Here is a 22,207-nt window from a genome sequence, read left to right as displayed (position 1 = left end):
GCCAAAAGAGCGGCCATCTTGTCCGAAGCCGCAAAGCTATTCAACTCAAAAGGCGCCCGTGCCACCACGTTAGCTGATGTGGCCGCGACTCTGGGCTTAACAAAGACCAGTCTTTACTACTACGTAAAAACCAAAGAAGATCTGATCTATCAGTGTTATAAGGCCACGCTCGAGGGTGTGCTGAACACCTTATCTGAAATAGAACAAACTCAAAGCAGCGCCAGCGACCGTATCCGTGCATACATCAACGCCCATTTCGATGCAATTCGCTTGGCTAAAGAGGGCCGCGGACATCACGTAGCTGCCTTGCTAGAAATCGCCAGTTTAAAAGAGAAGCGAAGAACGGAAATAGAGGCCGGCTATATTGCCATGTTCAAAAAACTCAGGGCGTTTATTCAGCAAGGCATCGATGCTGGCGAGTTCAGACAGGTTCGGACGACCACTTCGACTAGAGCCTTGATTGGCGCACTCGATTGGAGTTTTTATTGGCTCGAGCCCGTCCCCAACGATGAGATTCCAGCCTTAGCTGAGGCAGCAGCATCGATCATTTTGTCAGGCGTAGCCGCTGCCCCCTACACTTACGAACAAATGCCGGAACAAAAACTGCAGTCGCCTCCGGTTCAACCAGGTTTTGACCGAGATGCTCAAAACCGCTTAAAGCAAGAAGCTTTCTTTAAAGCGGGTACGCGGTTCTTCAACCGTAAAGGATTTAGCGGTACCTCACTTGATGAGATCGCTGAGTTTTTAAATGTATCTAAAGGTGCGTTTTACTACCACATCAACTCAAAAGATGAATTACTGTATCGCTGCTATGACTACTCGTTAGATCAAATCGAAGCTGCGTATGCCCCCATCGTCGAACGTGATGATCAGGGTTTAAACAAGGTCGTCAGCACCTGCCATCAATTGTTTGGTCTACAGCTCTCTGAGGCCGGTCCACTTGTACGCTACAACACGATTACCGCGCTGGCAGAAGAGCACCGCAAGCCTATTCTAAGAAGAACAAATAATACCAACCGCATGATGCGCCATTTTTTGGAGCAAGGTATCGAAGATCGCACGATACGCCCTATTAATACTCTGGTCGCCGAGAACTTAATCACCGGAGCGCTTAACGCTGCAATGGAATTAAGAGCATGGCGCCCAATCGACAACATTCACGACACTGCCATTGAGTACTTCGACACTTTAATCAATGGTTTGTTAAACCCCCAGGAAAATTAATGGACATCGATAAACTTATTGATTATCTGAACGTAGAGCAGATAGACAAATATGTATTTGTTGGGCAAAGCCCTGCCAAACCCTCTCGTATCTTTGGTGGCCAAGTGCTGGCTCAGTGCCTAAACGCGGCCGGACGCACCGTCGACGAAGACCGCCCAGCACACTCCTTGCACGCGTATTTTTTGCGTCCGGGCAATCCCAACAAACAAATATTGTTTGAGGTTGATCCGATTCGAGATGGCGGCAGTTTCACCACCCGACGAATTATTGCCAAGCAAGACGGCATTCCTATTTTTAACATGTCGGCGTCATTTCATAAAATGGAAGAAGGCTTTGAACACCAAATGCCAATGCCGCCAGCGCCAGAGCCCGAGACAGTAGAAACGGACGAGGAATATTGGGAGAAACACGCTGAACGTCTGTCAAACGTTTTACGTCCACCAAACCACTTCCCAGTAGAGCGGCGCAACGTTCATCGACGCGACTACCTGAACCCTCAGCCGATGGATCCCCATCAACAGTTTTGGTTTCGAGTACAAAAAGAATTACCTGATGACCATCGTTTACACCAGGTACTGCTGGCGTACATCTCTGATTACGGATTGTTAGGTACCGCCATGTATCCGCATCCTGTATCACCGGCGCAGGATGATGTACAAGCAGCTAGCTTAGACCATGGTCTTTGGTTCCATCGCCCGTTTAGAGTAGATGACTTTGTACTGGCGGATCAGGACAGCCCTAGCGCTTTTGGGAATAGAGGGTTCAGTCGGGGCAGCTTCTACAATAGAGATGGCGTCTTAATCGCCTCTTCGGTGCAAGAAAGTCTAGCCCGTGTGCGCCCTAAGAAAGCTTAGTTCACCTGGGTGTCGAGCTCGGCACCCAACTCCACCAATTCCAGTGTTCCGTTATTTAGCCGACAACGTGTTATAGAGGCGTTATCCGGCCAAAATTGCAGCACCCGATCGTCTTGACGTACATGGCCGATAATGACGTTCAGTACCATGAAGTGAGTAAAGATCACCGAATGATGGCCCAAACGATGAACTCCCTCGATAATGTTATCGCGCCAGGTGTTAACGACGGGCTCTTTAACTTCGCTCCAGCGACTTCGCATTAAACTCTTTAACCATTCTTGTCGATTAGCTAAATCGGTAACGCTAGGAACCTCCTGAAAGTTGGCATCGATCATTACAGGTGCGCTGCGCAAATCGGCTAAGGGGGCTGCCGTTTCCTGCGCTCGAAGCTTGGGGCTCGATATAAGCACAAGCTCACTGGGTGCTATCCCTGTGAGAGTATAAGCTGCATGTTCCGCTTGTTGTTTGCCCAACTCGCTTAGACCGGGATCGGTATGCTCCCCCCAGCTATGCGCTGCTTCGCCGTGTCGAACAAAGGCAAGTTCGATCATCGATAAGTCACCAACCGTTCGCCCAAGTTGGCACTGAGCTTGTGCAAAACGGAATGGTCATTAAAGTGGCTTAACGAGATTTTATCGCCCGAATAAAAGAACTGAGTAATCGAGCAATTAATCACAGGTTCATAAAAACGATACACCAAATCGGCACCCACACCCAATACGAGTGCAGTAGCAGTCGCTATGGTACCGCCAGAGGTAAAAATACCCACCGTCTTACCCGAGCCTTCGTTGCGCATCACCTCGTATAAACCCGACATAACGCCTTCTGAATACTCATGCCAGCTCTGTATGCCAGGATAGGGCTCTTCACGTGTAACCCAGTTCGTAAACACCGCTTCGATAATTTTTTGATAGTGCTTGGAGTCCTGCATCGCGCTTTCCATTAACTTATTTAGGCGCGGTTCCGATTCTGCCAAGACGGGAAATAAAATCTCGACTTGCTCATCATTCCGAACCTCATCGAAACGAGGATCAATGTGATGCTGAACAGCATTGGGCTGGCTGGCCAACACGCGCTGGCAAGTTTCACGCTGCCGCGACAGCTGGCCCGAATAGGCCGCGTCAAACACAACACCCGTCTCGCGAAAATACTCGCCCATCAAATCAGCTTGGCGCTGCCCGAGCGTCGAGAGCTGATCATAATTGTCTGTACCAAACGACGCCTGGCCGTGGCGAATCATCATAATAGTGGCCATAGTTTTACCCTGTTTTCTTCAATGGATTGAAACGGTATTTACGTCGATACGGGAAAAAATCTTCGACGTATCCGGAATTAATTTTATCTTGCAGATTTTGCCAGAATTTTGCTTCGTACAAGTCACTATGCATTTGATCAAAAACTTTACGCGCGCGCTGATTGCCCGAGAAAAATAACCTGAACTCTTCCGGAAAAATATCGTTGGGACCAACCGTGTACCACGGTTTACTGGCCATTTCTTCCGCTTCAGTGCGCGGCGCCGGAATCTTGCGAAAGTTACATTCGACCAAAGGGACAATTTCGTCATAATCGTAAAACACAACACGACCGTGGCGAGTGACCCCAAAGTTTTTCAACAGCATGTCACCCGGGAATATATTGGCCGCCGCTAGCTGTTTGATGGCGTTACCGTATTCATCCATCACGTCATAGACTTGTTCGTCCGTTGCGTTTTGCAAATACAGGTTCAACGGCGTCATACGGCGCTCGACGTAGACGTGGTCAATGATCAGCGCCGAACCCTTTTCATGAATAATCGAGGGGGCGACCTCGTACAACTCCTCCATCAACTCATCCGAGAAGCGGCTACGGTCTAACACCAACTGGTTAAATTCTTGCGTATCCGCCATGCGGCCTGCGCGATCGGCTCGTTTTACGAAGCGATACTTGGCCTTTACCTGCTCTCGCGTCATCTCTTTGGGCGGGGTGAAACGGTCTTTAATAATCTTGAATACGAAATCGTAGGACGGCAAGGTAAACACACTCATCACCATGCCTTTGATCCCTGGCGCGATGATGAACTTATCATTGGTCGTCTGCATGTGCCGCGTTGCACATCGGTAATAGTACGTTTTACCGTGTTTGTTGTAGCCCATGGCGCTGTATATTTCAGAAATAGGCTTAGCCGGCATTAGGTGCTGTAAAAAGCGCACATACTTAGACGGCACGCTGGCGTCCACCATGAAGTACGAGCGGGTGAAACTAAAAATCACACTCACTCGATCCGAGCCAAACAATACGGTGTCGACGTAAATTTGGTGTTTTTCAGAGTGCAACAGCGGAATGACAAAGGGCATACTGTCATCGCCCGTCACGATGCGCCCAACGATATACGCGCATTTATTTCTAAAAAAGTGATGCTCTAGCACTTGCACTTCGGTTTGGCCTGGCAGCAAGGTGAACTTTGGCGCCAGAAAAGAGCTCAGCAATTGGCTGATCGAATCTAGATCACGCTCTAAATCTTCGTAGGGGATCGCAAACTCATAGTCTTTCAGCAAAGCACGAAACGTTACCGACGGATCGTCTTGCCATGCGTATGATCGATAAACCCGGGTCATATCGGACTTTGGCATATCACCTTGCGTAGAAAACACAAAGGCATGATCGTCTTTGATCAGACGATGCTCAAATACCGAACAATAGACCGAATTGAAGAAGGTCTCTGCAATTTCGAAGTTGCTGTGCCCTTCGATTAAGCCTGAATAATATTGCTTAACAGCGCGCCAAAAAGGGTACTCATTTTTATTGGTACCTGCGATCACATCGACGTAGCGAATGACCTCACCCACTTTTTTCTTGTAGAGATCAATGCGCTCGGTCGAGGCTTTGTGCATACCCAACCAATCCGCTCGTTCAAACCGAGAGCGAGCGGCTAAGGTAATGTTTTGAAATTCAGCGAAATAGGCCTCGAAACCATTAAAAATGGCTCGGGCAAATCGTTCTTGGACTTCGGTATCCGGCGTGATAGTGGTCTGCATTACAACTCGGGTTTAGGGTAAGCTCGCCGTAATTTTCGCATACCTCCTATCCACCTGTCATAGTTTGCCGTTTTAGCACCGCGATATTGGTCCACTTGTGGGTGAGGCAGAATCAAGAATCTCTCCTCTTTTATGCCAGCCACAACGCAATCGGCGACGTGTTGGGGCGTTGCAACACCATCAACACCGGCCACACCACCCGCCTCGACACTTTGAATCATAGGGGTATCAACGGCTTGAGGGCACAAAACGCTGACTTTAATGCCGTCGTCACCGTGCGTAATAGCCAACGATTCGGCAAATCCAACCGCTGCATGCTTTGTGGTTGAATAGGCGGCATCACCAATCTGGCTCAACAGCCCCGCGGCAGAGGCAGTGTTTAAAAAGTAGCCTTGGCCACGCTCTATCATGCTGGGCAAACAGGCGCGGGCAGCATAGACATGGGACATCACATGAATGTCCCACATCGCCTGCCAAACACTATTAGGCGCCGATGTAGCCCACCACTGCGGGCCATCACCTGCGATAATGCCCGCGTTAGAGCAAAATAAGTCAATGCGCCCAAATTGCTCGATGACATCCTCAACCATCTTCGCAATTTGGGACTCATCTCGCACATCAACACCAAAGGCGACGCCAGACAGCGAATCCGCAACAGACTGTGCTGCCTCTCGATTCAAATCTGCCACAACGATGGCTTCAGCTCCCTCTGCGTGAAAACGCTCGCACAGAGCTTTACCGATACCACTACCACCACCCGTTACAACAACGACGCTGCCTTTAATATCCATGTGCCGATCTCCTAGCTCGCGTAACGAACTTCAGTGAACTCAGTCAAGTGATGCATCGCATCGCCAAACGCCGTTCCAATCATCATTAAACGCTTGGCGTAGTGACCAATATCGAGCTCATCAGTGATGCCCATACCACCGTGCATCTGTATCGCTTCGCTATAAATCAGCTTACCCGCTTTGTCGATCATGATTTTTAGGGCCAATAACGACTCTCGTTTCTCGGGCTTATCCGCCTCAAAATCGCAGACAGCACGGTAGAGCAGAGATTTGGTTTGCTCGTAAGCCATAAAGGTCTCGACCATGCGGTGCTGCAGCGCCTGGAAAATCGAAATTTTCACACCAAACTGTTCACGAGTTTTGGTGTATTCAACCGTTTTCGAGTTCAACTGCCCCATAATGCCTAAGGCCTCAGCGCTAACCGCTAAGATCGCGTCTTGCGTTACGTCGTTAATGAGATCCCAAGCCTCGCCTTCGGCACAAACGGCATTGCTTGCGGGCACACGCACATTATTGAAGCGAACATTGGCAACCACCTGACCATCCATTAAGCGATACGGGACCAACTCAAGACCCTCGGCATCAGCAGGTACTACGAATAAGGACAAACCGTCTTTGTCCGACTGATTACCGCTCGCGCGCGCGGAAACGATAAATTGACCGGCATTGGTTGCGTTGAATACCACCACCTTCTCGCCGTTGATAATGCGATCATCACCATCCGCGGCCACTGTCGTCAGAACATCGCTCATCTCGTGACGGCTTTGACGCTCCAGGTACGCGAACGCACCTAAGCAAGAACCATCAATAATGCTCGGGATTAAGGCTTCTTTCAAAGCGTCATTAGAGCCCTTTTGCAGTAAACCACCAAACAGCACAACAGTCGCCAAGTAAGGCTCTAACACGAGGCCTTTACCAAACTCTTCCATCATGACCATGACATCAACGGGACCACCGCCAAAACCGCCATACTGTTCTTCAAAAGGCACCGATAACCAGCCCAACTCAGCAAACGTTTGCCAGTTGTTTGGGCTCATACCGCCATCGCTCGCCGCAATCGCTTTGCGAGTCTCCCAGTCGTAATCATCTTGCACGTACTTTGCTACGCTGTCGCGCAGCATGCTTTGCTCTTCACTAAAATCAAAATTCATGGGTTTACTCCTTCTTTACAAGCCAAGCACGGCTTTCGCGATGATGTTTTTCTGTACTTCGTTCGAACCACCATAAATGGTGGAGGCACGGCCGTACATAAACGACTGACGAGCTTGCGAACCAAAGGAATGTCCGAGCACTTCGGGGCTAAGATCTGTTGGCAATACGCCCTGATAATAAGCGGCCAAATCCATCATTAAAGTTTGAGTTGCCTGCTGCATCTCGGTGCCTTTGATTTTTAACATTGATGACTCAGGGCCAGGTGCACCCCCGCTCGAAAGGCTGGCCAGCACACGCAATTCCGTGTACTCCAACGCCATTAATTCAATATCGATATCGGCCAAACGACTTTGAAAGTTGGGATTTTCGATCAAAGCCTTACCACCGTTCACTTCGACGGACGCGAGTCGTTTAATTTCAGTCACAGCGCGCTTACAGTCGGCCACGCCGGCAATACCGGTACGTTCGTGCTCAAGCAAGGATTTCGCAATGTGCCAACCGCGGTTCTCTTCGCCGATACGATTCGCTACAGGAACACGAACGTTGTTGAATTCGACCTCGTTTAAGCTGTGGTGGTTATCGATAGAAACAATAGGGTTCACTTTGATTCCGGGGGTTTTCATATCGATCAGCAGGAAGCTGATACCCTCTTGTTTCTTGCCCTCATTGCTGGTGCGCACCAAACAGAAAATCCAATCGGCGTACTGCGCATAGGTGGTCCAAATTTTTGCGCCATTAACGATGTAGTCGTCGCCATCGCGCTCTGCTTTGGTCTTTAAGGACGCCAAATCTGAGCCTGATCCTGGCTCAGAGTAACCCTGACACCACCAGTCATCACTGGCTAAGATTCGAGGCAAGAATTGTGCTTTTTGCTCTTCGGTACCAAAGTTGTAGATCACGGGACCCACCATGGTTAATCCAAAGGGGACGTTGTCGCGAACACCTGCCGAGGCGCGCTCCGAGTCATAAATGTACTTCTGGGTTGGGGTCCAGCCGGTACCGCCATATTGAACAGGCCAACCGGGAGCAATCCAACCTTTAGCGTGGAGCTTTTTCTGCCATTCAATCACCGCCGCCTTGAAGGTCGCTTTATCCTTCATTCGATCCTGCAGTTCCTGAGTGTATTCATTCTTGAAAAATGCACGCACTTCATCTCTGAAGGCGAGGTCTTCATCTGAAAATCGTGTATCCACGTTAAATCACCTCTTCTTTGTTAATCGGTAAACATTGCTAAGAACTTCAGTAAAGCCGGCAGATCGCTGACACCATCTGTGGCTACCCGTCCGCTGGCCAAAGCCTCGGGTAAAGAATCGTTTTGAGTCACCAGAGCTACCCAGTCACTGGCCTTTACGGTTACTCGGACCGCGTCTGCTGCAGGTTCATTCAAACGATCGATCAGTAGTATCTGGTTACGCACGGTGAGTAAGAACCGTTTACTTTGATCGGGAAAAACAAATTCGACACTCGCGCTAACCCCCGCACTTTTGGTGGGGTTCAATGACACGGTCATAAGCTCTAAGACATTTTCGATCGGGAAGGTTTGCGCGTAAGCCAAACGCTCAGCGTCTGTCGGCCTTGGCTCAAATACGACCTTACCCTCCAGCTCTAAAGCTTCGGATAGGTACCAGTTTCTGGCATTTGGGTTGACTTCTACTCCAGCCATAGCCCGCAAAGCAGACGCCTTCAGCACCCGAGCTTGAGTGTTACTGGAATCCGCTGCGCTCACGTAATCGGCTAACTCCGCAGCCCACTGTGGGTCTTGCTTCACATGCCGACTGGCCTCGCTTAACACCGCGTCGACACCACCCATCAAGGCTATCAGACGGGCCGCTTTTGTCCGCTTGGGTGTCGGGAACAAATCTACGCTGTCTCCATCAAACCAACCTAGGTACCCCGAATAGACCGAGCGCGCGGCCCACTCTACTGTGCCATAAAACGGCTGTAACCAAGGATGTTTGGCAAGGTTTTGTGGCAGCTGAATTCGCTGAACAATTTCATCGGGGCGCAAACCCTCGTTGATCAAACGAATAGTCTGATCGTGCACAAACTGAATGGCATCCGCGTAATCCGTAAGCAACGCGTCAATAGTTGCCTCACCGACAACCGGTTCCGTATGGCTTGGCACCATCACTTGAGGGTTAAGCTTGGCCATCGCCCTAACACTCTCAGACCACTTGCGCACATCGCGATACGGGGTTCCTCGAATGGTGTAGAGATTGGGAAAGGCTTTATACACATTATCACCAGGCAGAAGCACCCTCAGGTCTGGGAGCCACACTACAATTTGGTCATCAGTCTCGCCTGGGGCATGAATCAAACTTAACTTAACCCCCTCGATGTCCAAATCGAGGCGATCATTAAAGGTCCGATTTGGTGGCAAATAACCCCGTGCCCCAAGTCCATCCTTGGCGCCAATCTGCTTCAGTTCCGGGCCAATACCGTCGTTGATGATTGCTTCACCACCTTCAGCGAGCCGTTCACCAAACATCCGCATGGCGTTGGTTTCTATCGTGGGCAATAAGACGTTGGTGACGCGAGCCACGTGCTTGGGCAGTGTCTCATGAGACAGTATCTGGACATCATCTCCCTCGGCAAACACCGAGGCACCCATAATGTGATCAGCATGGTTATGAGTGTATATAATCGCCTTGACGGGCTTATCGGAATAACGCCTGAACTCCTGCAGAACCGCTTCTGCTGCACCACGGGACTCGGTGGTGTCAACGACTATAGCGCCATCCTCACCATCAATCCAAATGCTATTCGCCAGCGCATAACCGATAGCGACGTAAACACCGGGCGCTGGATTTTCAATACGTTGTTCAAAGACCTGGCTATGCGCAACCAGAGCATCGCTACCGGATGTGGCTGTAGGCTCAATAGACTCTGGCCGCTCACCGCAACCTGCGAGCGCTATAGCAACGTAAAGTGCACTGAGTCTCAGCTTCATCTAGCTTTACCAATTTGAACTTAGAGTATGATTTTTGGAAAAACAGCAAAGTATCACAGGGAGTTGACACTGACAACACCAAAACGCTCAGAATGCGGGGGCCTCTGTATTCGAAGGCAGAGGCCGATGTCAAAGTCTGATAAAACTCAGGGAAGTTCGCTTACGCGCCCGGCACAATCGGGCCATAACCGATGGTCTAGTAGAGCAAACCGAAGAGCTTGCGCTGATAATCTACGGCGATTGGGTCGCCCTTACCAAGACTTGCAATAATATCGAGCATGCGCTTCTTAGTACCGCCATTGTTGTGATCACGATTGACTTTTAATACGAGCATCAGCTGCTCCAGTGCATCAGCATGATGCCCGTCGACGGAATATTGAACGGCCAAATCCACCCTTAAATCCAAGTTGTCCGCGTCGGACGCCAGCTCAGCCTCCAAAGCCGCTGTTTCGGGCGACTTCGAAGCCTCTTGCTTCAGGGCCAACTCAGCCATTAACTGCTCGTAACGAGCATCACGATCCACAAACCGGATGTTCTCCAGTACCGTTTCTGCCTCGGCAAACCGATTACACTGGATCAACACATGCGCCAAGTTCAGCGCTATATCCAAATCTTGATTTGAGTCATCGTACGCCTTGCGAAGCAGGGTTAAAGCGGCCTGCTGATCTCCTGCCTGCATCAATCGCGCAGCTTCCTCTAGAGCGGCAGCCCAGGGGCTGGGCAAGTATTTTTGAAGCAACTCACGCACTTGGGCCTCAGGTTGCGCCCCGGCAAAACCGTCAACAGGCTGGCCATTTTGAATAACCATTACTGTGGGCAGACTGCGCACACCAAACTGGCCCGCAATATTTTGCTGCTCGTCCGCATTGACCTTCGCCAGTAAAAACGCACCTGCGTACTCGTGCGCCAGTTTCTCAAGAATGGGCATCAAGGTCTTACATGGTCCGCACCAATCAGCCCAAAAGTCGACCACTACAGGGCGAACATTAGATTCTTCAATAAGCATACGCATCGCGTTGCTTTCGTCGATATTCACTATGTAGTCGGTCATATGGCAGTCCTTACTTCAAATTGAGAACGTCTTGCATGTCGTACAGCGAGGCAGGTTTTGATACGACCCATTGAGCCGCTCGTAACGCACCTCGCGCAAACGACATTCGGCTTGATGCTTTATGCGTGATCTCTACCCGTTCACCCTCTGCGGCGAACAGCACGGTGTGATCACCAACGATATCGCCTGCGCGGACAGTTGCAAACCCAATGGTATCTCGGTCGCGCGCACCGGTTTGCCCCTCACGACCATAAACGGCCACCTCAGCCAAATCACGCCCTAAGGCATTGGCGACCACACCGCCCATGCTCAAAGCCGTGCCGGAGGGTGCATCCACTTTGTGCCGGTGATGCGCCTCGATGACTTCAATATCAACATCATCGCCCAATACGCGCGCTGCCATATCGAGCAACTTAAAGCACAAATTGACACCGGTGCTGAAGTTAGAGGCTTTGCACACTGGAATGTGCTGTGCGGCAGCCGTAATCTGAGATTCTTGCTCCACGGTAAAGCCCGTTGTTCCGATCACAATTGCGGTGCCGCTGGATTTACAGGCTTTTAAATGGTCCAGTGTTGCTGACGGCGATGAAAAGTCGATCAAGACATCAATATCAGCCACGATATCTTGTACCGACCCGGCGATAGCGACACCCAGCTTGCCGAGACCCGCGAGTTCGCCAGCGTCTGCGCCAATTAAAGAACTCTCTGGTCGTTCGGTTGCACCCGCCAAGGTTAAACCCTCGTGCTGAGCAAGGGCCTCAATCAGCGTCCGTCCCATTCGGCCTGCCGCGCCGATAACACCTACTCGAATACTCATAATTTCATATCGTCAAAAAAGTTTTTGACGCCTTCAAACCAACTTGTTTGCTTGGGCGACTGTTTTTTACCACCCTCGGTTAAGCTCGCTTGAAACGCCTGCAGTAGCTCTTTTTGATGCTTGCTTAGTTCTACCGGGGTTTCTACCGTGACACGGCATAATAAATCACCCACCGCACCGCCGCGAACAGGTTTTACACCCTTCCCGCGCAGGCGGAACAGTTTACCCGTTTGAGTCCCCTCTGGAATCTTCAACTTAACGCGCCCTTCAAGCGTCGGCACCTCAAGCTCGCCACCCAAGGCCGCGTCGGCAAAAGTAATCGGCACATCACAATACAAGTGCTTGCCATCACGCTCAAAGATAGGGTGCTGTCGCACCGACATCTCGACAAACAGATCGCCTTTTGGACCGCCGTTAGGTCCAGCCTCGCCCTCGCCAGACAAGCGTATACGATCGCCGGTATCGACGCCCGGTGGGACTTTAACCGATAAGGTTTTAGTGCGCTCCACTCGCCCTTGACCCCGGCAACTTCCACAAGGATCGCTGATCGTCTTACCGCGCCCGCGACAGCTCGGGCAGGTCTGCTGAACTTGGAAAAAGCCCTGCTGCATACGAACCTGCCCCACACCGCCACACGTATCGCAAGTTTTGGGGCTAGAGCCTGGCTTAGCGCCTGACCCATCGCAAGTGTCACACGAATCCAGTGTCGGCACCTTGATTTCAACGGTTTTACCGTTAACGGCATCTTCAAGCGAAATGTCTAGCGTGTAACGCAAGTCCGAACCGCGCTGCGGGCCCGATGAGCGACCGCGACCACCACCGAAAATATCGCCAAAGACATCTCCGAAAATATCCCCAAAGCCACCGTCACTGAAACCACCACCGCCACCGCCTGCTGAACCATCGACCGCCGCGTGACCAAAACGGTCATAAGCAGACCGCTTTTCTTTGTCCGTTAAAACTTCGTAGGCCTCAGTTGCTTCTTTAAATTTTTCATCGGCTTTGGGGTCGTCCGAGTTTCGATCGGGGTGGAATTTCATCGCTATACGACGATAGGCCTTTTTAATGTCCTTCTCGTCGGCGTTTTGAGCAACCCCTAGCACTTCATAATAATCGCGTTTTGACATGACAACTCAATCGCATTTAGTTAGCAACAGCACACGCTGTCTTTAATAATCCAATTACAACAACGCGGGCACTAAGACCCGCGCTGATGGTTCATTGTACACCGACACTGGGTGTCGAGTCCGTTTCGACAGAAGATTACTTCTTGTCGTCTTTCACTTCTTCGAACTCAGCGTCTACGGCATCGTCGGCGGTATCTTGCGCATCAGCACCTTGCGCTTGCTCGCCGGCGGCGGCTTGCGCTTGATACATCTTCTGAGCGACAGGGCTCGTTGCCTCAGTCACTTTAGCCGCGGCGGCTTCGATAGCATCCTTATCGTCGCCTTTCAACGCCTCTTCTGCTTCTGCAATAGCCGCTTCAATCGCCGATTTCTCTTCATCTGTCGCGTGCTCTGCAGCTTCTTTCAAGGTGTTTTTCGCGGCGTGCACCATACCTTCACAACTGTTGCGCGCTGCAATCAGGGCTTCGAATTTTGCATCGGCTTCGGCATTCGCCTCGGCATCGCGCACCATGGCTTCGATTTCGTCATCCGACAAGCCGCTAGACGCAGTAATACGGATTGATTGCTCTTTGCCCGTCGCCTTATCTTTCGCCGACACATTCAAAATACCATTGGCATCCAAATCGAAAGTCACTTCGATCTGTGGCATGCCGCGAGGTGCGGGCGGGATATCCGCCAAGTCAAAGCGCCCCAAAGATTTATTTTGCGCCGCTTGCTTACGTTCGCCCTGCACCACGTGAATGGTAACTGCGGTTTGGTTGTCATCCGCTGTCGAGAAAACCTGCGACTTTTTCGTTGGAATAGTCGTATTCTTCTCGATCAGCGGTGTAGCCACACCACCCATCGTTTCGATACCCAAAGTCAAAGGCGTCACGTCTAGTAGCAGTACGTCTTTCACATCACCCGACAGTACCGCACCCTGGATTGATGCACCTACCGCGACCGCCTCGTCAGGGTTAACGTCGCGGCGGGGCTCTTTACCGAAGAAATCAGTGACCGCTTTTTGGACCAAAGGCATGCGGGTTTGACCACCTACCAAGATCACGTCGTTGATTTCGCTTGGGCTAAGACCCGCATCCTTCAATGCAACCTTTACGGGCTCCAAAGAACGCTTAACAAGATCTTCAACCAATGACTCTAGCTTGCTGCGTGACAGCTTCACGACCAAGTGCTTGGGACCTGTCGCATCTGCCGTGATGTAAGGCAAGTTAACTTCAGTCTGTTGTGAGCTAGACAGCTCGATCTTCGCCTTCTCAGCGGCTTCTTTAAGGCGCTGCAGGGCTAGCGGATCGTTGTGCAAGTCAATGCCGTTCTCTTTCTTGAACTCAGCCGCCAAGTATTCAATCAAGCGAAGGTCGAAATCTTCACCACCCAAGAAAGTATCACCATTTGTCGCCAGCACTTCAAACTGGTGCTCACCGTCGACTTCAGCAATCTCAATGATAGAGATGTCGAAGGTGCCGCCACCCAAGTCATAAACCGCAACAACGTTGTCTCCACTGACTTTATCCATGCCATAGGCAAGAGCGGCAGCAGTTGGCTCGTTGATAATACGCTTGACTTCTAGACCAGCAATTTTACCGGCGTCTTTGGTCGCCTGACGCTGCGAATCGTTGAAGTAAGCGGGCACGGTGATGACCGCCTCGGTAACAGGTTCACCCAAATACTCCTCCGCGGTTTTCTTCATTTTCATCAGAACTTGTGCAGACACTTGCGGAGGCGCCATTTTCTTGCCTTTGACTTCAACCCAAGCATCGCCGTTATCTGCACCCACGATCGAATAAGGCACCATCTTGATATCTTTTTGAACGACATCGTCACTGAACTTGCGACCGATTAAGCGCTTGACCGCAAACAATGTGTTCTTGGGGTTGGTAACGGCCTGACGTTTTGCGCTCTGCCCGACCAGAATTTCACCGTCTTCGGTATAACCAATGATTGATGGCGTGGTGCGATCACCCTCTGAATTCTCGATAACGCGAGGCTTATCGCCATCCATAACTGCGACACATGAGTTCGTCGTGCCTAAGTCGATTCCAATAATTTTACCCATAATATTTCTCCTACTCGTGCTCTCGTAAAGCACTTTACATTTCGTTGGTATCTATATGGGCCCACGCTCGTTTATTTCAAGGGGCCCTGAGAAAAAAGGCTTAATCTGCTTTGCTGACCATAACCATAGCGGGGCGAATGAGGCGCCCATTCAAGGTGTAACCCTTTTGCATAACAGCAATCACAGTGTTGGGCTCAACCTCTGGATTGGGCACCATACTCATCGCTTGGTGTACTTGAGGATCAAAAGGCTCGCCGTGGGGATCTACCGCTTCCACGTTGAATTTGGCGAGCACGTCAGAAAAGCTCTTCAATGTGAGCTCAATGCCTTCGACGATCGGCTTGACCGACTCATCTTCGGGATTTACCACGCTGAGGGCACGCTCAAGATTATCAGCGACGACGAGGACTTCGCGCGAGAACCCCTCAAGCGCAAATTTACGCGCCTTTTCAATCTCTTTTTCAGCGCGGCGCTGAGCGTTAATCGCGTCCGCCTGAGCACGCAAAACCGCCTCTTTGGCTTCGCCTAGCGCTTGCTCTAACGCCTCGATTTGCTGTTCTGGACTGATTTGCTCGGCCGCTGCAGGCTGCTCGGTATCAGCGGTTTCAACGGCTTCTACCTGCACGTTTTCTAAGTTTACTTCAGGTTGTTCGTGGTCTTTTTGGTCACTCACGGCTTTCCCCTATTCATCACATCAAATTAAAAACAAAACACTGCCTGTGATTTGGGGACGAACTGAGTTTTTTCAAGGCTTTAATTCGACAAAGCCTGGCTGAGCATTCGGGCAGTAAGATCAACAATGGGAATCACGCGGCTGTACTCCATACGTTTCGGACCAATGACGCCCAAAACACCCAGCGTCTTTTTGCCATCGCCGTAGGGTGCAGTCACCAACGAGAAATTACCCAAAGCGTTGAAACCCGCCTCTTCACCGATAAAAATCTTAACGCCCTCTGCAGCCGAGGAACGCTCTAGCAAATGCAGCACATCTTTTTTGCTCTCAAGAGCTTGGAACAAACTTTTTAGATGCTCGAGCTCCTCGGGCGAAGCGGACTCTAGCAACCTAGATTCACCGGCCATGAGATAATCTTCTGTACTCGATTGACCTACGTGCAGCGCCTTATTTGCGAAGGCTAGGGTTTCTTCCATGTAGCGATCGATACGAGACTTTGCTTCTCGCAACTCTTGAGCAATGATGCCCTCAATGTCTTGAAAGCTCCGTCCCGAGAAACGCTCGTTGATCATCGCCGCAGCACTGCGCAGTTGGTCAGCGTCAAACTCTTGATGTGTGTGGATAATTTTATTCTGCACTTCGTGCTGATTCAGGACCAAAATCACCAGGACACGATTGCCCGACAGCGGCAAAAACTCGACTTGCCGAAACTGTGCTGAGTCAGGCCGGGGCACGGTCACTAGCCCGGCTTGAGCCGTGATATCGGCCAGCAGATTGGAGGTGACTTGCACTAGGTCACGGGAGCTGCGATCGGGACTCAATTCATTTTGCAGAGCTTGGAAGGTTGCCGCATCGGGCATGTCCACCTGCAGCAATGAGTCAATGTATAAGCGATAGCCCGCAGCCGTCGGCACTCTGCCAGCCGAAGTGTGCGGAGCGTGCAAATAGCCTCTATGTTCGAGGTCCGACATGATATTGCGAACCGTTGCCGCACTAACAGGCAATCCAGCTTCCTGGCGCACGGTGCTCGAACCCACAGGCGCACCCTCTTGGATATAACGTTTCACCAAGGCCTGCAAAACCAGTTGTGAACGCTCGGATACGTCTTTTTGTTTCATGCCGTTTAATTACTCTTAAAACACTCTTAGGTATACCCTACTCAGCACATTCAGGCTAGTCTATTGCAGCCATTTTGAATCAATTTGCACCAGCCGTTTCTCATGACATACTAAGTGAGTATTCTATGACTTAGTAGCCACTTAGCGCATTATAAGGACACCGCGCATGCTCACCCACATTCATATCAAGAATTTTGCTGTCGTCGAGGATATTGCTATCGATTTCGACGCCGGCATGACCGTTATTACGGGCGAAACGGGCGCGGGCAAATCCATATTAATTGACGCTCTGGGATTGTGCTTGGGCGACCGAGCCGACTCTAGTAGCGTTCGTTATGGCGCAGATAAAGCAGAGATCAGTGCAAGCTTTGATTTGCACGGCCTAGCGCAAGCGCAAGCGTGGCTGGCAAAGCATCATCTCGACAGCGATGACGATTTGGTTTTGCGCCGTATCGTCACCAGCGAGGGTAGAAGCAAAGCGTACATCAATGGTGTTCCCTGCACCGCTCAACAATGCAATGAACTGGGTGAGTTTTTGGTCGACATCCACGGTCAGCACGCACACCAATCGCTGATGAATAAAAAGACACACCGACATATTCTTGACGCACTGATTGCCGACACCTCTTACCTGCACAGAGTCCGCGAGTTAGCCCACGAATTCCGTGAGGTCAAGAAAGAGCTGGATGCACTTACCCAAGGCAACTCTGACAATCAAGAAGCGAAAGCCTTTTTAGAATACCAAGTGGAGGAACTGCAAAGCGTCATACTCAGCGCAGACGAACTCGAAAGCCTAGAGCAAGAGCAAGACCTGCTCAGCCAGGGCGAAACACTGATCAAGCAGTTATCGGAAGCAGCATATCATTGTGAGCAACAATCAGATGGCTTACGCCAAACCATACGCTTACTCGAATCGGGACTAAAATCGGGGCTCACCAGCGAAGCCTATGAACTCCTGAACTCTGCTCTCATCCAAGTCGACGAAGCACGTCGTGACATCGAGCGCCGCTCCGACAAATTAGAACTAAACCCCGAGCGCTTGGTTGAGATTACCGAGCGCCTAGATAAGGTCTATGAGCTAGCGCGCAAACACCGTACCCAGCCTGACCAGCTTGCCCAAAAATTACAGACCTACGAACTGGAGCTCGAAGCTCTGTTGGGTGCAGATGAACGCATTACCGAACTCAAGCGGCAGTTAACACACATCCAAGCCGCTTATGGCGGGGCGGCTGAGGCCCTCTCGGGGCAGCGCAAGGCTGCCGCCGAACATTTGCAATCTGAGGTACACGATCAGTTACAGTCTCTGGCCATGGGCCAGTGCCGCTTTGGCATTGCACTGACGCCACATATCAGTGAGATCCCATCGCCCTACGGTGCGGAAGAAATCGAATTCAAAATAGCCACTCAACGAGAAGGAGAGCTAAAAGCTCTGGCGAAGATTGCGTCAGGTGGTGAACTCTCTCGCATCAGCCTAGCTATACAAGTCGTGACAGCACAGCAGGCTGTAACGCCGACCCTAATTTTTGATGAAGTCGATGTCGGTATTGGCGGCGCGACGGCGGACATTGTCGGCCAGCGACTTCACGGCCTCACCTCTCACTCGCAGGTTTTGTGCGTGACGCACCTAGCTCAAGTGGCAGGCCAAGGCGACCATCACCTGCTCATAGCAAAACACAACGACGATTCCGGTGTTCGAACAGTCATTGAACGGCTCTCGAACGAGCAGCGAGTTGAGGAAATAGCCCGTATGGTCGGCGGAGTGAACATTACCGATCAGACCAAGGCGCACGCAGCGCAGCTACTGAGGCAATATTCTTAGCGGCTTTTTTTACGAACGTAGAGCACTAAGGAATGATCTTCCAAGTCAAACCCGTGCTCTTTCGCGATTTGATGCTGGCGCTCTTCAATCACGGGATCGGTGAATTCGATAACCTCACCCGTATCCACACAGACCATATGGTCATGGTGCTCGCCTTTCGCAATTTCATAGACCGAATGGCCCGTCTCGAAGTTATGGCGTGACACCAAGCCCGCGGATTCAAACTGAGTGAGAACCCGGTATACAGTTGCCAACCCCACTTCTTCTTGAGCTTCAAGGAGGGCCTTGTAGACGTCTTCAGCGCTCATGTGCTGCCCCTGCTCGGAGCTCGCCTCAAGAATTTGCATGATTTTAAGGCGCGGTAATGTGACCTTAAGCCCCGCTTTTTTCAATTCTTGGTTTTCAAAAGACATATTAGGGGTTCTCTCTATCGCTTAAGGCCAGTATGATGCCACTGCACTGACTATAGTTAAAGGTTTCTCACAATGCGTCTCATTCTCATCGCCATTATAACCACAATTGTCCTATCTGGCTGTGGTTTCGTTGGGTTCCCGGGCGTATACCGAATCGGCATAGAACAAGGCAATGTTGTGACACAAGAAATGGTTGATCAACTAAAGCCAGGCATGACACGACGACAAGTGCGCTTTGTACTGGGGACCCCTCTAGTCGAAGACTCCTTTAACGAGGACCGTTGGGATTACCGCTACGTTTTTTCTCGCGGCGACGTACAGATACTTGATAACCGCCTGACGGTTTACTTCGATGGCGACGTATTAAGCCATTTTGACAGCAAGATCCCGCCCAGCAGCGAAATCAGCGAAGACGTGGAAACGGAATCGAACTAACGTTTATTCTTCGCTCGAGCAATGCGCGCCTTCGCCGCGCGCTCTTTACGGACTTCTTTAGGGTCAGCAATTAGCGGGCGATATATTTCGACCCGATCGCCTTCTCGCAACACATGCTCATTCGCAACCGCTTTTCCAAATATACCCAAAGGGCCATCTTCGGGTATCTCCGCATCAAAGGCTTCGGCAATCGCCGAAAGCTTGACGGCTTGATGAGCTGTGGTACCAACGGGAACATCAAGGGTTTTGATGAGCTGCTTATTTGGCAAGGCATACGCAACCTCTACGGTAATTTGCGCGCTCAAGACGCTCTCCCGAACAACTTATGCGCTTGTTGAATCAAAGCATCGACCACGGTGGTGCTAGTACGTTCAACCAGTTGTTTTGCCGCAATTTTTTTTAAGGAACCTGTCGTTTCGAATATCAAATTGAGTTCGATCTTGCAGGCAGAGTCAGACAGCGGTTTAAATAGCCACCGCCCGACAAGGTGTTGCAGTGGACCATTTAACAACTCCATGCGGATTTCTTGCCCATCAATCACCGTATTACGGGTTGCGAACGACTGTTTAACCCCCAATGCGGAGACCGTCAGCTCTGCCTCTACACCGCGCTCCCACTGACCTAATAGTTTGGCTCCTGTACAGCCAGGAATGTAGTCAGGATAGGCGGAGATTTCAGACACCAAATCAAATAACTGGCGCGCGGAATATGGCAACAATGCACTGCGATTAATTTCTATCATGCCGTATTTTACCCGATTCCCAAGGACCCCGGCACGCTAAAAATACGCCAGCCACCCCAAGCTCAGCAGAATCAGGCTGGCTAGGGGGACTAAGTATTTCAGCAAACCCATCCACAAACGGATAAATGTGTGGCTCTCTCGGTCCAAGGCTCGCACCAAACCCACCGTATTAGCCTGCCAGCCGACCAACAAGGCAAAGCCAAGCGCCACCAAAGGAAGGAGTATGGTACTGAGCAAACGATCACTCAGGGCCACAGCTAACCACGCGCTGTAACCCGTCTGGGACTCTATCCACTCATAGATCGCCCACAGCAAGCCGGCGACGCACAGACCGACCAAAGGCGCCGCAACAAAACGTGATAATCGGGTCCGTTGCATGATAAGTGTCACCACGACCTGCAGCAGCGCAATGACAGTGCCAGATATGACAAGCAGCGTCATAAGGTAGTAGAGGCCGCCCATCAAATCACCTTGAACAATGTTGCCGTAAGCCTTCGGGAGCGCAATGAATAGCAGGCTTAAACCGCCCGTGGGAGTAATATCTTGAGCAAAAATCAGAGGATAGGCGATCACGCCAGCCAGCACCCCAAAACCGACATCAAACACACAAATCGCAAGCATCACGCGGCCTAAAGGGACTTCTTTGGACGCATAGGTCGCGTAAGTGCTGACTACGCCAAGCCCGAGGCACAAAGTCGTCATGGCCTGCATGAGGGCGTATAAAAACGTTTTCCAGGTTACTGCGTTGGCGTCCGTCTTGAACAGATAAGTACCCGCGGCCGCCACATCGCCTGCCAATAAACTGTGATAGACCAACACAAATACCAAGGCGAAAACCAATAAGCTGACCAGCCATACAAAGACGCCCAAGCCGCGTTTTACGCCAACCATCAATACCGCAATGAGACCGGCCAATACGCTTAAACTCAGACCGAGAGTACGGTCATGATTGGCATCCAGCGCCTGAAAGTAATTTCCGACCTGCAACAAGCTGACCGCGGCAAACTCACCTTTAGCCAGATCGAAACCGACCGCAATCACCCAACCAGAGGTCAGCAATAGAGAAACCGCGGCGAGAAGCGCAGAAGCAGCGGCAAACAAACCCAAGCCACCCCAGCGGCGAGGCGTTCCAGAGCGCTGTGCAAATACCTCAACAGCGTTTGCAACACCACCACTAGCGGCTCGCCCAACGACTGCTTCTGACAACACGATAGGCACAGCGATCAGAACCATCAAGAGCGTATATACAATCCAAAACACGCCGCCTCCGTGTTCGGCCGCCAAACCCGCAGTGCGCCAGACATTGCCTAGCCCCAGAGTTGCTGCGATCAAGCCAAAAAAGAACGTGGTTCTCGATTGCCAGACATCATGTGTTGAGGAAATAAAAAACAATCAGGGTCTCCTATCCATCGGTTAAGGATGGCCTAGGATAAGCACTTTGAAAAGAGAAGAATTACTGTGCGGCGCCAGCGGTTCACGTATAATGCGCCGATGAGCAAAAAGAAACCCAAGCAAAGCAGTAACCAAATCGCTTCGAACAAACGAGCCAGCTTCGATTTTAAGCTGCTGGACGACTTTGAGGCGGGCATCTCATTGACTGGCTGGGAGGTTAAGAGTCTGCGCGCGGGCAAGGTTCAGCTTACCGACTCTTATGTCATTATGAAAAATGGCGAAGCCTATTTGCTCGGTTCTCAAATCACGCCACTCGCCACGGCATCGACTCACTTTGTCACTGACCCAACACGCACGCGCAAATTATTGCTGCACAAAAAAGAGCTCGCGCGCATACTGGCCGCCATTCAGCAAAAAGGCCAAACTTGTGTCTGCACCGGCCTTTACTGGAAAGGCCACTTGGTCAAGGCAAAAATCGCACTCGCACAGGGTAAGCAAGCACACGACAAACGCGATGCAACCAAAGAGCGCGACTGGAACCGACAAAAACAGCGCATTGTTCGCGAGAACGTCAAACAGTAA

At 51.0% G+C, this 22,207-nt stretch carries 22 protein-coding genes; 5 read left to right on the top strand and 17 right to left on the bottom strand.

All coding sequences use genetic code 11. The features are described 5' to 3' along the window. Positions 1–18: 18 nt before the first annotated feature. On the top strand, positions 19–1,224 hold the full coding sequence (locus EYZ66_RS04485; protein ID WP_009576049.1) for a TetR/AcrR family transcriptional regulator: 1,206 nt from the start codon (positions 19–21) through the stop codon (positions 1,222–1,224). Then, positions 1,224–2,078, top strand: a complete 855-nt coding sequence (locus EYZ66_RS04480; protein WP_009576050.1) for an acyl-CoA thioesterase — start codon at positions 1,224–1,226, stop codon at positions 2,076–2,078. Before EYZ66_RS04485 ends, EYZ66_RS04480 begins: the two co-directional genes overlap by 1 nt. Here the strand turns inward: EYZ66_RS04480 and EYZ66_RS04475 are convergent. The 13 genes from EYZ66_RS04475 to hrcA all read right to left on the bottom strand — a co-directional run bounded on the left by EYZ66_RS04475 (position 2,075) and on the right by hrcA (position 16,824). Continuing rightward, complete coding sequence (locus tag EYZ66_RS04475; protein WP_009576051.1) at positions 2,075–2,629, bottom strand: histidine phosphatase family protein; 555 nt, start codon at positions 2,627–2,629, stop codon at positions 2,075–2,077. The genes EYZ66_RS04480 and EYZ66_RS04475 overlap by 4 nt on opposite strands. Then, positions 2,626–3,333, bottom strand: a complete 708-nt coding sequence (locus tag EYZ66_RS04470) for a histidine phosphatase family protein (protein WP_040816776.1) — start codon at positions 3,331–3,333, stop codon at positions 2,626–2,628. Before EYZ66_RS04470 ends, EYZ66_RS04475 begins: the two co-directional genes overlap by 4 nt. Positions 3,334–3,337: 4 nt before the next feature. Further along, entirely contained in the window at positions 3,338–5,092 is a 1,755-nt protein-coding gene (aceK, locus tag EYZ66_RS04465) for a bifunctional isocitrate dehydrogenase kinase/phosphatase (protein ID WP_009576053.1), read from the bottom strand. Further along, positions 5,092–5,883: an SDR family oxidoreductase gene (locus tag EYZ66_RS04460; RefSeq protein ID WP_009576054.1), complete on the bottom strand. Its 792-nt coding sequence runs from the start codon at positions 5,881–5,883 to the stop codon at positions 5,092–5,094. The genes aceK and EYZ66_RS04460 overlap by 1 nt, the downstream gene beginning before the upstream one ends. An 11-nt stretch (positions 5,884–5,894) precedes the next feature. Further along, positions 5,895–7,034 (bottom strand): acyl-CoA dehydrogenase family protein, encoded by a 1,140-nt coding sequence (locus EYZ66_RS04455; protein ID WP_009576055.1) that lies wholly within the window; start codon positions 7,032–7,034, stop codon positions 5,895–5,897. Positions 7,035–7,049: 15 nt separating this feature from the next. Next, entirely contained in the window at positions 7,050–8,228 is a 1,179-nt protein-coding gene (locus EYZ66_RS04450; protein WP_009576056.1) for an acyl-CoA dehydrogenase family protein, read from the bottom strand. A 20-nt stretch (positions 8,229–8,248) separates the two neighbouring features. Next, positions 8,249–9,985 carry an alkyl sulfatase dimerization domain-containing protein gene (locus EYZ66_RS04445; RefSeq protein WP_009576057.1) on the bottom strand — a complete coding sequence of 579 codons (1,737 nt, stop codon included), beginning with the start codon at positions 9,983–9,985 and terminating at the stop codon, positions 8,249–8,251. Between the two features lie 196 nt (positions 9,986–10,181). Continuing rightward, positions 10,182–11,036, bottom strand: a complete 855-nt coding sequence (gene trxA / locus EYZ66_RS04440; RefSeq protein ID WP_009576058.1) for a thioredoxin — start codon at positions 11,034–11,036, stop codon at positions 10,182–10,184. 10 nt (positions 11,037–11,046) lie between these two features. Next, on the bottom strand, positions 11,047–11,853 hold the full coding sequence (gene dapB, locus EYZ66_RS04435; protein ID WP_009576059.1) for a 4-hydroxy-tetrahydrodipicolinate reductase: 807 nt from the start codon (positions 11,851–11,853) through the stop codon (positions 11,047–11,049). After that, complete coding sequence (gene dnaJ, locus EYZ66_RS04430; protein ID WP_009576060.1) at positions 11,850–12,980, bottom strand: molecular chaperone DnaJ; 1,131 nt, start codon at positions 12,978–12,980, stop codon at positions 11,850–11,852. The genes dapB and dnaJ overlap by 4 nt, the downstream gene beginning before the upstream one ends. 136 nt (positions 12,981–13,116) lie before the next feature. Next, positions 13,117–15,033 carry a molecular chaperone DnaK gene (dnaK, locus tag EYZ66_RS04425; RefSeq protein WP_009576061.1) on the bottom strand — a complete coding sequence of 639 codons (1,917 nt, stop codon included), beginning with the start codon at positions 15,031–15,033 and terminating at the stop codon, positions 13,117–13,119. Positions 15,034–15,133: 100 nt separating this feature from the next. After that, complete coding sequence (gene grpE, locus EYZ66_RS04420; RefSeq protein WP_009576062.1) at positions 15,134–15,706, bottom strand: nucleotide exchange factor GrpE; 573 nt, start codon at positions 15,704–15,706, stop codon at positions 15,134–15,136. Between the two features lie 80 nt (positions 15,707–15,786). Further along, on the bottom strand, positions 15,787–16,824 hold the full coding sequence (gene hrcA / locus EYZ66_RS04415) for a heat-inducible transcriptional repressor HrcA (RefSeq protein WP_009576063.1): 1,038 nt from the start codon (positions 16,822–16,824) through the stop codon (positions 15,787–15,789). A 166-nt stretch (positions 16,825–16,990) separates the two neighbouring features. Between hrcA and recN the strand changes: the two genes are divergently transcribed. Then, a complete protein-coding gene (gene recN, locus EYZ66_RS04410) occupies positions 16,991–18,643 on the top strand; it encodes a DNA repair protein RecN (RefSeq protein ID WP_009576064.1) in 1,653 nt (550 codons plus the stop codon). Here recN and fur read toward each other — a convergent pair. Next, positions 18,640–19,056, bottom strand: coding sequence for a ferric iron uptake transcriptional regulator (fur, locus tag EYZ66_RS04405; protein ID WP_009576065.1), 417 nt, complete (start codon positions 19,054–19,056; stop codon positions 18,640–18,642). The two genes, recN and fur, sit on opposite strands and share 4 nt — an antisense overlap. Before the next feature lie 72 nt (positions 19,057–19,128). On the opposite strand from fur, the gene EYZ66_RS04400 reads away from it, so the two are divergent. Next, on the top strand, positions 19,129–19,491 hold the full coding sequence (locus tag EYZ66_RS04400) for an outer membrane protein assembly factor BamE (protein ID WP_040816777.1): 363 nt from the start codon (positions 19,129–19,131) through the stop codon (positions 19,489–19,491). Here EYZ66_RS04400 and EYZ66_RS04395 read toward each other — a convergent pair. The 3 genes from EYZ66_RS04395 to EYZ66_RS04385 are packed head-to-tail and all read right to left on the bottom strand — an operon-like array spanning position 19,488 to position 21,625. Next, on the bottom strand, positions 19,488–19,796 hold the full coding sequence (locus tag EYZ66_RS04395) for an RnfH family protein (RefSeq protein WP_009576067.1): 309 nt from the start codon (positions 19,794–19,796) through the stop codon (positions 19,488–19,490). The two genes, EYZ66_RS04400 and EYZ66_RS04395, sit on opposite strands and share 4 nt — an antisense overlap. Then, positions 19,793–20,233 carry a type II toxin-antitoxin system RatA family toxin gene (locus EYZ66_RS04390; protein WP_009576068.1) on the bottom strand — a complete coding sequence of 147 codons (441 nt, stop codon included), beginning with the start codon at positions 20,231–20,233 and terminating at the stop codon, positions 19,793–19,795. The genes EYZ66_RS04395 and EYZ66_RS04390 overlap by 4 nt, the downstream gene beginning before the upstream one ends. 36 nt (positions 20,234–20,269) lie before the next feature. Further along, positions 20,270–21,625 (bottom strand): sodium-dependent transporter, encoded by a 1,356-nt coding sequence (locus EYZ66_RS04385; RefSeq protein ID WP_009576069.1) that lies wholly within the window; start codon positions 21,623–21,625, stop codon positions 20,270–20,272. A 99-nt stretch (positions 21,626–21,724) separates the two neighbouring features. Between EYZ66_RS04385 and smpB the strand changes: the two genes are divergently transcribed. Next, positions 21,725–22,207 (top strand): SsrA-binding protein SmpB, encoded by a 483-nt coding sequence (gene smpB, locus EYZ66_RS04380; protein ID WP_009576070.1) that lies wholly within the window; start codon positions 21,725–21,727, stop codon positions 22,205–22,207.

The organism is Aequoribacter fuscus, assembly GCF_009910365.1.
GTDB lineage: Bacteria > Pseudomonadota > Gammaproteobacteria > Pseudomonadales > Halieaceae > Aequoribacter > Aequoribacter fuscus.
The sequence above is the reverse complement of the archived record's forward strand: the minus strand, read 5'-3'. Positions and strand labels throughout refer to the sequence as shown.